Genomic DNA, 12661 nt, shown 5'->3' with positions numbered 1-12661 from the left:
TAGGTGACTGGGAATTGATGTCCCTTGGTGGGAGTGGGAGGGAAGTGTCCTGTGGGGGGAACTATGGGTGTGTGCGTGATCGGTGCGGGTTTGTCGGGTCTGGCGGCCGCGCACGCTCTTGCGGCCAGGGGCGTCGATTTCGTCTGCCTTGAGAAGGCACCGGACGTCGGAGGGATCTGGCGTCAGCCGCAGGCGGGGGAGCGGGGGCCGGGCTATCTGCCGCTGCACCTCAACACCGCCAAGCAACTCACCGGTTACACCGGTTTCCCGATGCCCGAGTCCTTTCCCCTCTACCCGCGGCACAGTGACGTCGCCGCCTACTTGCGTTCCTACGCGGAGTGGGCCGACGTACTGCCACGCATCGAACTGCGCACCGAGGTGCTGTCCGTGCGCCAGGATTCCGACGACGCGTGGACGGTCGTCAGCCGGGACGCGAGCGGAGCATCGACGTCGCGGCGGTTCGAGCATGTGATCGTCGCCTCGGGGCACAACACGAAGCCGGCCTTCCCCGACCCGCTGCCGGCCGGCTCACAGTCGTACGCCGGAACGATTCTGCACTCCATCGACTATCGCGACGGCAGCGACTTCGACGGGCAACGTGTCATCGTCGTAGGGCTCGGCGCGTCGGCGGTGGACATCGCGGCGGACGTCTCCCGGCATGCCGCACAGACGGTGCTCTCGGTCCGCCGCGGGCTGCACATCGTTCCCAAGCAGCTCTACGGACTGTCGCTCGACGAGATAGCCAACGCCCCGTGGTGGACCCAGATGTCCCTGCCCGAGCAGCGTCACTTCGTCGAGCAGTCGCTGCTTGTCGCGCGGGGGAGGCTGACCGACTACGGCCTTCCCGAGCCCGACCATCGGATCTTCGCCTCGGCCGTCACCATCTCGGACGAGATCCTCAGCCGAATACGTCATGGCGCGGTGATCCCCAGACCCGCGATCGAGTCCCTTGAGGGAAGACGGGTCCTCTTCACCGACGGAAGCTCCGAAGAGGCCGACGCGATCGTCTACTGCACCGGGTACCGCATGGCCTTCCCGTTCCTTCCCGCTGGATGGCCGTCAGGCCCGGAAGGGCCGGTCGAGCTGTACAAGCGGGTCGTTGCCCCTGATCACCCGGGCCTGCACTTCATCGGCCTGGTCCGGCCCGTCGGAGCGATCACCCGCCTGGTGGAAGCCCAGGCACGCTGGGTGGCGCGGATCGTCGACGGCGACGTGGACCTCCCGTCCGCGGAGATCATGCACAAGGAGATCAGCGCCTACGTGCGTGGCGTCGTCGACCGCTATGGGGAGGGAGAGGGTTCCTCCATCCAGGTCGATGTCGTGCCGTATCTCCAGGAGTTGTGCGACGAGCAGGACGGCTCGTACGCCGCATAGCCATCTGGCTCGTACCTGCATAGCCAACTGCTCGTACGCCGCATAGCCACCCGAACGAAGCTCCTGCCGGACGGCTTGCCTCCCAGGGCAAGCCGTCCGGCAGGGGCTTCGCGGGTCGAGGCGTGCCTCAGTGCACCGTTTCGACCTGATGGCGCAGTGGGGCGACCGGCGGCCGGACCGCGTAGGCCTCCGAGGAGATGTACGTGGTCACCCGCGTCGGCCGACCGTGCTGGTAGGTCAGCGCGAGATAGGCGATGAGTCCCACACCGTCCCGCGGCCGGCGCGAGGTGACGGCGGCCATTGAGCCGAGGAGCGGCGAGGGGTCCATGCCGTGCCGGCACAGTACGGTCACTGCCCGGGCGAGAGCCTCCCCGTCGTGCCGGACGTAGTCCCTGACCGGGATGTGGAGGGTGAAGCCGCTCGGCAGGCCGGTCGCCGTCTCGGTGAAGGCGTGACAGGACAGGACGGGCCGGCCGCCCAGTCGTGCGTCCGGCCCGTCACCGGACTTGAGGCCGGCTGCCGTGCGGAAGAAGCCCTGGACCTCCGCGGATCCGGGGCCCGGGATCGTACGAGGCAGGCGCCCGGCCTCTGCTTCCGACAGGTCGTCGTGCCGGAGGTAGACCTTCACCCGGGGTGTGTCCCAGTCGCCGAGGTCCAGGGCGAAGAACGGGTAGCCGTCCGCCTGCGGCAGGGTCGCGAACGCCTGCTCGTGGCCAAGTCGGCGCAGCGCTTCCCGTACTGTCCCGGCGGAACGTTCCGGTCCGGACGCCGCGGGATTCAGGTACACCTTGACCTTGGGCACACCGCCGGGGCGCAGCTCCAGCGCGCACCACAGCGCGAAGGGGCCCTCGGCGGAGGACGGGAAGAACAGGTCCTCCAACTCGTCGAGTTGGCCGGTGGAGAAGTCCCAGCGCTTTGCCATCTCGCGGATGACCCGCAGCCCCGTGTGCCCGGTCTGCGTCAGACCGCCGGCACCGCATCCCGGTTCCAGTAATAGGCGCAGTGTCGGGGCCGTTTCCGGCAGGAAGGACAGCGAGAACTCCACCGGCGTGTGATCGTCGGAGAGGAAGCTGTCGGAGGGCGGCGGCCGGTCCAGTGGACGCTCGGCGAGGGGACCCAGCGCGTCGATGAGTACATGCGCGTAGATCTCGGCGTCGGCCCCCTGCAGGCCCGCGACATCGCAGAGCTGCACCAACTGTCCCGCCGCGAACCCGCCGAGCGCCGGAGCGTTCGAATCGCTCCGGTCGCCGGGCCGGGCGGCGGTCACCGTTCGTCTCGCTGTACACCGGAGCGCACAAGAAGATACCCGCCTGCGGGGGCGGGTATTTTGCCTTGTTGTCTATGAAGTTGGGCCGTGATCGCGGCGCTGGTTGGTATGTGGTACACGACACCCCCTATGTCTGGTAGCGACTCAACTGACGCGTTGGTCACTACCCGTGCGGTTGAACTGTCATGCAGTCATGGGGAGTTGACGGTTGTCGTGTACATCACCTTGCAAGTCGGGACAGAAGCTGCCTCCGATCGTGTCGTAGGCGTCGTCGCCCGACACGCCCGGGATCAGAGTTGGGCTTCGGCGAAGCCGGTCAGGAGGACGAGGAAGCCGCCGATCTCACCGGCGATCAGCGCGGCCAGCATGAACCGCATGCTGTGCGGTGCGTTGCGCATCTGGTTGTCGGTCTCGCCCTGCCAGCCGAGCCGGACATAGTTCGTGATCGTCACGATGAACAGCAGGATTATCGCCCCGGCTGCGGTGCCGTTCACCGCGGACGGCCAGCCGGACAGCTGGACGAATGCCGCGATGAGCCCCGTCGCGAACGAGTACAACAGAGCTGACCTGTGTGCGATGTCGACGTACGGGTGCGCCGCGCCGTTCGCCGTGGTGACCATCTGCTGCCATTTCCAGACCCCGAGAATCAAGGCCCACACAAAGATGAGCCCGGCGAAGAACAGCACCCAGGCCGCTTCCGTGCGAATCACGTCATACCTCCGAAAAGAAACGCGCGGAACGGGAGGCCGCGCCCCTCGACTTCGCGCTGTTGGGGCAGCACAGCACCTTGAGGCAGCACGGCACCTGGTAGTGGACCGCAAGAAGGTACCCGCCTGCGGGGGGCGGGTACCTTTGATTGCCTTGCTTCATCACCGACACCAACGCCGCGTGCTCACTACCCCTGCGGTTGAAGGTTCATGCGGTCATGGGGAGTTGACGGATGCCGGGTACGTCACCCCCGCAACCAGGACAGGAACCCGCTCCACCCCGAGCGCTCCGGCTTGCGGGCCGCGGCGGCGTCATTGTCGCGCGCAGGCGCCTCCGTTCGGGACGGAGCGGTTGCCTGCCGCACCGGCTGAACCGGGGTGAAACGGGTGGGAAGTGTGGCCAGCGCCCGGTTGAAGGGGCCGGGTCGCCAGGTCAGGCTGTCCTCGGGCACGGTGAGTTGGGTGTCGGGCAGCCGGTTGAGCAGGTTCTCGATGGCGGTGACGGTGATGTGCATGGCGGGGTCTTTGGACGGGCAGGCGTGCGGACCCGCGCTCCACGCCAAGTGGGCCCGGCTGCTGCCCGCCTGACGTGCGGCCGAGAGCGCGGGACCGGTGTTGGCGGCGGCGAAACTGACCATCACCAGATCACCCGCCGCCAGCTTTCCTCCGGCGAACTCGATGTCGGCCGCCGGGTAGTGCGGCGCGTAGTTCGACATGGGCGGGTTCTCCCACAGCGTGTCCTCAAGGGCTTCCCCGATCAGCCCGCCGTCGTGCGCGTACTTGTCGTGGGTCAGCAGCCGGTGCAGCGTGTTGCCGATGAGGTTCCGCAGCGGTTCGGCTCCCGCTCCCAGGAGCAGAGCCAGCTGATAGACCATCTCCTCGTCGGTCAGCCGTGCCTCGTGCTGCATCAGCCACGAGGCGACGTCGTCACCGGGCTTGGCCCGCTTGAGCGCCACCAGTTCGCCCACGGCCTGGAAGAACACCTCGGCCGCCTTCTCGGCGTTGACGCCGTCGAACATGCCGGAGATGCCGAAAAGAACCCGGTCGCCGATCTCCGCGGGGCAGCCGAAGAGCTCGTTGAACACGAACAGCGGCAGCTGCTTGGCGTAGTCGCCGACCAGGTCGGCCGAACCACGGGCACTGAACTGGGCGATGAGATAGTCCGACACCTGCGTGGTGCTCCGGCTCAGCCGTCGGGAGTCCACCCGCGCCATGGTGTCGGTGACCGCCTGGCGCAGCCGCAGATGCTCGGCGCCGTCACTGAACATGCAGTTGGGCCGGTACGCCAACAGCGGCAGGACCGGGCTGTCCGGGCCGATCTTGCCTTCATTGAAGTCCCGCCAACGGCGAGCGTCCTTGCGGAACGTGCTGGAGTCCTGCAGCAGTTGCAGTGCCGCCGAGTAGTCGGTGACGAGAGTCGCCTCCACGCCCGGAGCGAGTTCCACGGGTGCGGTCGGTCCGTAGTGGCGCATGAACTCGTAGTACGCCTGCGGATCGGCCGCGAACTCCGGCCCGTACAGCGGCACACGGCCGCCGGAATTGTGGGCCGGGCACCCGGGCGGTGGCACGGGTGCGGCGGATTGAGCGTCCATCTCTGCTCCTAGTGGGCACGGTCCTGCAAGTGGCGGACGAGTGTGATCAGTGCTTCGGCCGACGATTTCTCGTCCCGCGCGTCGCAGGTGACGACAGGAGTGTCGTCGAGGAGATCCAGTGCCTCGCGCAGCGCCTGTTCGTCACGAACCGGCACTCCGGTGAAGTGGTTCACGGCGATGGCGTAGTCGAGTCCGTACTGCTCGATCAGGTCGATCACGGGGAAGGAATCCGCGAGCCGCTCGGGGTCGACCAGCACCAGCGCTCCCAGGGCGCCCCGGGCCATGTCTTCCCACATCTGCACGAAACGCTGCTGGCCGGGCGTTCCGAAGAGATAGAGGACGACGCGCTCGCTGATGGTCAGGCGCCCGAAGTCCATGGCGACCGTCGTGGTGGTCTTGCCCTGGACGCCTTTGAGGTCGTCGACCGTTTCCGCGGCCCGCGTCATCGTTTCCTCGGTGGACAGCGGAACGATCTCCGATATCGACCCGATGAACGTGGTCTTGCCCACCGCGAAATGCCCGACGACCAGGATTTTCACCGCGGTCTGTGTCGCCCCGTCACGGACGTAGGCCTCTTCATCCAAACCTTGAACGGAGACCATTCAGCACCTCCTGAAGGATCTGTTGGTCAGCCAGGGCAGCACGTTCCACGGGCGGCCGGGCGATGAGATAGCCCCCCTCGATGAGAGAGGAGAGAACGATCCGCACCACTCCCAGGGGTAACTGCGTGTGCCCCGCGAGCTCGGCGACCGAGAGGTAGCCGACGGCGGAGATGTCCAGCAGTCGCTGCTCCTCGGGAGAGAGCCGGGTCGGCCGCTGGTGCTCGTCGGCCACCGCCGTGACCAGGGTGATCAGCGAGAGCTTCGACTCGTCGGGGAGGCCGCGGCCCTTGGTGACGACGTAGGGCCGCACCAACTCCCCGGCCTCGAACTCCTCTTCATCGGGCCGCGTCATGAGGGTGCGCCGAGGTCTGCGCGAGGCGGCGTCGTCAGCGCCTTGCCGAGCTGGCTGACGAGCTGCTGCATCCGGAAGGTGATGTCCGCCATGTCGACGTCGGGGGAGGCCGACACCGCGAGATAGGCGCCCGGTCCGGCGGAGATCAGGAAGACCCAGCCACCGTCGAACTCAACGAGTGTCTGCCGCCACTGCTGCCGTGGGTCCGCGCAGAAGAACGCGAGCGCGCGGCTCAACGACTGCATACTGCTCATCGCGGCGGCAACTCTGTCCGCGTCGTCCCTGTCGAGATCCTTTGTTCGGGTCATCAACAGACCATCGGCGGAAATCAGCACCGCATGCACGGCCCCGGGTATCTCCAGGGCGCTGTCGAGCATCCATGCCAGATCAGAATCGTCGTTCACGAGACCTCATGTCCTTCGCTGCTTGCACCACGTGTGCCGCTCGTCTGATCCGCCGTGTCCGGATCGGCGTCTCGACCGGACGTCGTGCCTCGTTGGAAGGCCCCGAAGATCGCTGCCCTCTCCGCGCCTGAACGGGTCGAGGTGCCGGAAGCCGCCGGCGTGCCCGGCACGACGGCCATCGGCCGCTTGCGGCGTCGCCTCGGCAGACCGTCGGAGGACGCGGTCAGGGTGGGTTCGGGTCCGATCGAACCCGACACCGCGGCAACGGGGGCCGCAGGCGGTTGTGCCTTCGGCTCCGGCATGGTGGCGAGAAGTTCGTGCGGCAGAAGGAGAATCGACCGCACGCCCCCGTAAGGGGACGAGGAATCCACGGACACCTCGAAGCCGAAGCGCTCGCAGAGCACGCCGATCACGGCGAAACCGAACTGCGGAGGGTTGCCGAGTCCTGAAACACCCGACACCCGCTCACTCGACAGGAGTTTTGCGGCCCTGGCCCTCTCCTCGTCATTCATACCGACACCGGCGTCGTCGACGACGATGCAGATCCCCTTGGGCACGGTACGAATATTGATCTCGACAACGGTGTCAGGGCTGGAGTAGCTCGTGGCGTTGTCGAGCAGTTCCGCGAGAGCCAGTGCCACGGGTTCCACGGCTCGGCTGGTGACGCCGAAGTCGACCTGCGAGAGAATGTCCACCCGCCGGAAGTGGCGGATCCTTCCCTGTGCACTGCGGACCACGTCGTAGACCGAGGCGACCTCACGCCGGCTCCCCAGCCAGCCGCCACACAGCACGGCGATGGACTGGGCGCGCCGCCCGAACTGTGAGTTCGTGTGGTCGATCTCCAGGAGGTCCTGGAGGATAACGGAATCCCCGTATTTCTCCTGAAGCTGAGAGATGATTTTCTGCTGCTCAGCGGCAGTTACCTGGAGTGTCCGCATGGCGGACTTGAGGACTGTTTTGATTTCTTCCTGGGCGTGTTCCTGGGCTTGCTCCTGGGAATCCAGAATGGATTGCGAGTAGTCTTTCTCTCGCTCCGAGTGACGAGCTCTGAGCCCTTCCATCTCCCGTCGCGAATCCCGCGCCGCCCTGCGTTGGACAACAATGACGGCGACTGCGGCAAGGAAGACGAGAAGGAGAGCCCAGAATATCGGGTTCTGTATGTAATGCGTCATAAGACTCTCTTCAGGCGACTGACGGCCAGCTGCTGAATTTCCGTCAATGCGGTGGACCGGTGGACTGCCGGCGTCGGAGTTACCGCCCGGACTGTCCCCGTAGTCGGAGATGTCGTTTTGCACCCATCTGCCCACTCCGCAAGTGCGGAGATCGTATCACCATACGATCACTTGACTGACCGTCAATAGGTCGAATTCCGGGGGGCGTTGATGCCCTATCGAGTCCCGCCCCTCAACGGGGTGGTGACGGCCGACGAGGCTATCTATTTGTCGATTCAAATCCGGACCGCGCTCGACGCGGAAACGGGCACCGGCGCCAGGCCTCCGGTCCGACGACCCCTCGGACGCACGCAGGGCAGGCGCGCGAGCCCTCTCGTCGTCCCACCTGTCTGAGGGCATGCATGAGAGCCCCCACGTTTTCCCACCTGGTCGCAGGGCTTGACTCGGCAACGATCACGCCGGGAAAGTGTCGCTGTCCCCGCGCAGCCCCCCACCCCCGGAGACCGCCCCGTGAGACGTCGAAGAATCCGTCACCCCCTGAGCGCCGTCGCCGCCGCGACGGCGTTGTTCTTGAGCCTCGCCACCGCCGCGGAGGCCGCGCCGACAACGTTGTCGGCATCCGCCGCGACGGCGTCTCTCGTCGAGGACCCCGCCGACTATGTCGATCCGTTCATCGGCACCGGCCTGAGCGGCAGTTCGTTTGGCGAGATCAACAACTTCCCCGGTCCCGCCGCGCCGTTCGGGATGATGCAGTTCTCGCCCGACACCCAGAACAGCTATGCCGGGTACCAGTACCACAACGACCGGATCCGCGGCTTCAGCCTCGATCACGCCTCCGTCGGATGCAGCGCCTTCGGCGATGTGCCGATTCTCCCGGTGGTGGGCGACATCGGCTCCGCACCCTGGGACCGCACCGAGAAGTACTCGCACGACGCCGAGGAGGCGGAGCCCGGCTACTACGCGGTGACGCTGGAGGACTCCGACGTACGCGCCGAGTTGGCCGCGACGACCCGGACCGGGCTCGCCTCCTTCACCTTCCCGGCCACGGACGCCGCCCAGGTGCTGGTCAAGGGCGGCGCGAGTCTGGGTGGGAACGACGCGGCCGACCTGAGGATCGTCGGCGACAACCAGGTCACGGGCTCCGCCACGACGGGGCACTTCTGCGGCAAGTCCAACACGTACACGCTGTACTACTCGATCACCTTCGACCAGCCGTTCACCGCGCACGGCACCTGGGACGGTTCGGCGGTCGAGCCGGGCAGCGACACGGTGGACGCCAAGCGGGCCGGCGCCTATCTGACCTTCGACACGGCGGCCGGTGAGGACCGCACCGTGCAGGCGAAGGTGGCGATGAGCTACGTGAGCGTGGCCGGGGCGCAGGCCAACATGGCCGCGGAGATACCCGGTTGGGACCTCGACGCGGTCGCGCAGAAGACCCGCGACCAGTGGACCGACACCCTGAGCAAGGTACGGGTGGCCGGCCGGGACGAGGGTGAGCTCAAGACCTTCTACACCTCGCTCTACCACTCGCTGATGCACCCGAACACCTTCAATGACGTCGACGGCCGCTACATCGGCTTCGACGACAAGATCCGCACGCTGCCCAAGGGCCGTACGCAGTACGCGAACTTCTCCGACTGGGACACCTACCGCTCCTTGGCCCCGCTCCAGGCCATGCTCTTTCCCGAGGAGGCGAGCGACATGGCGCAGTCGCTCGTGAACGACGCCGAACAGAGCGGCTGGTGGCCCCGCTGGCCGATGGCCAACCAGTCCACGAGTCAGATGACCGGTGACAACTCCGTGCCTCTGGTAGCCGCGTTGTACGCGTACGGGGCACGTGACTTCGACGTGGACACGGCGTTGAAGTACCTCGTCAAGGGTGCGACGACGGTGGACGAGACGCCCGGCGCGTACAAGGAGCGCCCTGGCATCGAGAGTTACGTCGACCTCGGTTACCTGCCCAACAACGACTCCGCGCGCGGCGACCACCAGCGCGTCGGTGCCTCCATCACCCTGGAGTGGTCGATCGACGACTTCGCCATCGCGCAGCTCGCCGAGGCCGTGGGCGAGGACGACACCGCCGCCGAGTTCACCCGGCGCGGCCAGAACTGGCAGAACATCTTCAACGCGTCGACCGACTACCTCCAGCCGCGCACCGAGGAAGGGCTCTTCCCCGACGGCCCCGCGTTCCAGGCCCCGACCTCAGGGATCGGACAGAGCGGCTTCGACGAGGGCAACGCCGCCCAGTACAACTGGCTCGTACCGCAGAACATGGCAGGTCTGACCACCGCCATGGGCGGCCGTGAGGTGGCGGCCGACCGGCTCGACACCTTCCTGACCAAGCTCAACGTCGGCCCCAACGAGCCCTACATGTGGGCAGGCAACGAGCCCAACTTCGCCGTGCCGTGGGCCTACAACTACCTCGGCGAGCCGTGGAAGACGCAGGAGACGGTCCGCAAGGTCGCCACCACGCTCTTCGGACCCACGCCCGACGGCGAACCCGGGAACGACGATCTGGGCGCGCAGTCCGCCTGGTACGTGTGGGCCGCCCTCGGTCTGTATCCCGCGACGCCGGGCACCTCCGATCTCACCGTGCACAGCCCGCTGTTCGAGCGCGCGGTGCTCGATCTGCCCGGCAAGCACACACTCGACCTCCGCGCGCCGGGGGCGTCCGCGGACACCCAGTACATCCACGACCTCAAGCTCAACGGCTCCAACTGGGAGCGCACTTATCTGCCGCAGAACGTCGTACGCAAGGGCGCCAGGCTGGACTTCAAGCTGAGCGAGACCCCCGACACCACCTGGGCGACTTCCGCGAAGGCCGCGCCGCCGTCGTACCGGGAGGGCGAGGAGGCCTTCCTCGCGAGCGCCTCGCCCAACCAGGTCACCGTCGCGCCCGGCGAGTCCGGGACGTTCACCGTGGACGGGCAGCGGCTGAGCGGGCAGGACCGCAAGCTCACCGTGACCGCCGAGGCACCGGAAGGGGTGAGCCTGAGCGCGGCGAAGAAGACGCTGACACTCGACAAGAGCAGCGGTTCCGGCAGCGTCGAATTCACCGCCACCGCGGGGGCGGACACGGCCGACGGGTTCTACGAGATCCCGGTGACCGTGCGCGGTGGCAGGGGCCCGGCGGTCAAGCAGACCGTGTACGTCCAGGTCGCCGCCGAGGGGAGCTTCGCGGCCGCCTACAACGCCACCGCCATCTCCAGCGACACCGACACCTCGCAGGGCGACTTCGACCGCTCCGGCGGCAGTTACTCCCGCCAGGCGCTGGCCGCCGCCGGCCTGAACCCCGGTGCGCAGGTGGAGGTTTCGGGCACCACGCTCACCTGGCCGGACTCCCCGCCCGGCCGCCCCGACCACCTCTACGCGGACGGTCAGACCATTGGCCTCGACGACGCGCAACGGCTGGTGTTCGTGGGCGCGGCGATCTACGGAGACGTGCGGACGACGGCCACGGTCACCTTCACCGACGGCAGTACGGAGCAGACCGACCTGTCGTTCGGCGACTGGGTGTACCCGGGCGGCGGCTCCCAACCCGTCTTCGACAACACGGTGGTGGCCAAGACCGAGTACCGCAATCCGGGCCATGCCGGTCCCGCGTACGTCTTCGCCACCAAGCCCTTCCAAGCACCCGAGGGCAAGCGCATCGCGTCGGTCACGCTGCCGAAGAGCGTGAACACACACCTGTTCGGCATCGGCGTCGGCTGACCGAACCGGCGCACGACTGAGGGGTCTTCACGGGCTGACGCCGGTGAAGACCCCTCTCACGTCGGGCGTCCGACGCTCACGTCACCATTCCCAGGAGGCCTGCGCGTTCCGCAGAGCCGTCCTGGCTGTCTGCTCGCCCGCGATGGCCAGGGCGAGTTGGTCGCACAGCAGCTGCAGGTTCTGCGGAGCGGCGGCGTCCTTGGGCCAGGCAACGGGCGCGTGGACGTCCAGGCCGTCGCGGATGAGCTCGAAGGCGGTCGGAGTGGCCGCCGCGTAGGAGGGGTCGTACAGGACGCTGGTGCGGTTGGGGTCGATGGCGCTGTTCGGCGTGGTCGCCTGTACGAGCACCTCCTCAGGGCTTGTCGCCCACGCCGCGAACGCCAAGGCCTCGGCCTGGTGCTTGGAAGCGGTCGACACGCCGAGCCCATAGCCGTTGTTGAGCGGCGTACGGTGCGTCGTGTTGTTCCCGCCCACCGGGATGGCGACCGCGCCCCACTTGTCGGAGATCTTCGAAAGGGCGGGGTCGGCGGCACGCTGGGCCATACCCGACCAGGTCTCGATCATCGCGACCTGGCCGGCGAGATAGGCGTTGTTCGCGGTGGAGAATCCGGTGGTGAGCGGTGAGGGCAGCGCGTACTGATTGATGTCGATCAGGTGCTGGGCGGCGGCCAGCGCGGCGTCGCTGGTGAGGGTCGGCCTGCCTGAGGGGCTGACGAGGGTGCCTCCGTACCCGACGAGCCGGTTGATGAAGGCGCAGCCCAGAAGCAGTGCGGACGGCTGGCCCTGCACGGCGGCCCCGTAGTACTCGCCACCGCCGGCCTGGGTGATCTTCTTGACCGCGGCGTCGTACTCGTCCCAGGTCGTCGGCGGCTGGAGGCCATGCCGCTCGAGGAGCTCGGTGTTGTAGTAGACGAGGTGCTGGCAGCCGTCGAACGGCAGGCCGTAGCGCCGGCCCTCGAAGAGGGTGTACGGGTCGTAGACGGACGGCAGGTAATCGCGGGTCTTGAGTTCCTTGTGCCGGGCGATCCAGCCGGTGATGTCGACCAAGGTGTCGGCCTCCACCAGCGAACCCAGCCCGTAATAGAAGTAGTCGAATATGTCGTACTCGCCGGTCCCGCTCTGTACGTCCTCGATCTGCTTGGCGATCAACTGGTCGTACGGGACTGCCGTCGCCACCAGCTTGCCACCGGTCTGCTGCTCCCAACGGGGGGCCAGGACATTGTTGTACGTGGCGAGATGCGGCGTATTGACCAGCACCTTGAGCGTGACGCCTGCCGGAGCCGCCTCGGCGTCGGAGGCCTGCGGGCTCGTCGACGCCGCGTAGGCGGGGGCGCCCCCGACGGTGGCCAGCCCGGCGGCCGCGGTGGTTCCCCGGAACAGGGTCCGGCGCGTCCACGCGCGGGTCGGTCTGGGGTCCTGGGACGCGGCGTTGTCAGGTTGGTCGGCGTGGCGGGAGGACATTGTGCTCCTTCTTCGGAAC

10 protein-coding genes are annotated in these 12661 nt (G+C 67.3%); 2 read left to right on the top strand and 8 right to left on the bottom strand.

The window, feature by feature from the left end; all coding sequences use genetic code 11:
• Positions 1-63 precede the first annotated feature (63 nt).
• The gene (locus AB0N66_RS35160) at positions 64-1374 is read left to right on the top strand and encodes an NAD(P)-binding domain-containing protein (protein ID WP_365442726.1); all 1311 of its coding nucleotides are present in this window, start codon (positions 64-66) and stop codon (positions 1372-1374) included.
• 127 nt (positions 1375-1501) lie between these two features.
• Here AB0N66_RS35160 and AB0N66_RS35155 read toward each other — a convergent pair whose 3' ends face one another.
• The 7 genes from AB0N66_RS35155 to AB0N66_RS35125 all read right to left on the bottom strand — a co-directional run bounded on the left by AB0N66_RS35155 (position 1502) and on the right by AB0N66_RS35125 (position 7470).
• Entirely contained in the window at positions 1502-2641 is a 1140-nt protein-coding gene (locus AB0N66_RS35155) for a tryptophan dimethylallyltransferase family protein (RefSeq protein WP_365442724.1), read from the bottom strand.
• Between the two features lie 290 nt (positions 2642-2931).
• Complete coding sequence (locus AB0N66_RS35150; protein WP_365442722.1) at positions 2932-3351, bottom strand: hypothetical protein; 420 nt, start codon at positions 3349-3351, stop codon at positions 2932-2934.
• Between the two features lie 242 nt (positions 3352-3593).
• Positions 3594-4940, bottom strand: coding sequence for a cytochrome P450 (locus AB0N66_RS35145; protein WP_365442720.1), 1347 nt, complete (start codon positions 4938-4940; stop codon positions 3594-3596).
• A gap of 8 nt (positions 4941-4948) precedes the next feature.
• A complete protein-coding gene (locus tag AB0N66_RS35140; protein WP_365442718.1) occupies positions 4949-5542 on the bottom strand; it encodes an ATP/GTP-binding protein in 594 nt (197 codons plus the stop codon).
• Positions 5517-5894, bottom strand: coding sequence for a DUF742 domain-containing protein (locus AB0N66_RS35135; protein ID WP_365442717.1), 378 nt, complete (start codon positions 5892-5894; stop codon positions 5517-5519). Before AB0N66_RS35135 ends, AB0N66_RS35140 begins: the two co-directional genes overlap by 26 nt.
• The gene (locus AB0N66_RS35130; RefSeq protein WP_365442715.1) at positions 5891-6298 is read right to left on the bottom strand and encodes a roadblock/LC7 domain-containing protein; all 408 of its coding nucleotides are present in this window, start codon (positions 6296-6298) and stop codon (positions 5891-5893) included. Before AB0N66_RS35130 ends, AB0N66_RS35135 begins: the two co-directional genes overlap by 4 nt.
• Entirely contained in the window at positions 6295-7470 is a 1176-nt protein-coding gene (locus AB0N66_RS35125; RefSeq protein WP_365442713.1) for an ATP-binding protein, read from the bottom strand. The genes AB0N66_RS35130 and AB0N66_RS35125 overlap by 4 nt, the downstream gene beginning before the upstream one ends.
• A 510-nt stretch (positions 7471-7980) precedes the next feature.
• Here AB0N66_RS35125 and AB0N66_RS35120 point away from each other — a divergent pair.
• Complete coding sequence (locus AB0N66_RS35120) at positions 7981-11181, top strand: GH92 family glycosyl hydrolase (RefSeq protein WP_365442711.1); 3201 nt, start codon at positions 7981-7983, stop codon at positions 11179-11181.
• A gap of 81 nt (positions 11182-11262) precedes the next feature.
• On the opposite strand, the gene AB0N66_RS35115 is transcribed toward AB0N66_RS35120, so the two are convergent.
• Complete coding sequence (locus AB0N66_RS35115) at positions 11263-12642, bottom strand: extracellular solute-binding protein (protein ID WP_365442709.1); 1380 nt, start codon at positions 12640-12642, stop codon at positions 11263-11265.
• Positions 12643-12661 lie beyond the last annotated feature (19 nt).

Source organism: Streptomyces sp. NPDC093544, from assembly GCF_040683495.1.
In the GTDB taxonomy this organism is placed as follows: Bacteria; Actinomycetota; Actinomycetes; order Streptomycetales; family Streptomycetaceae; genus Streptomyces.
Note: the sequence above shows the minus strand (reverse complement) of the source record. Positions and strands in the feature narration are given on the sequence as shown.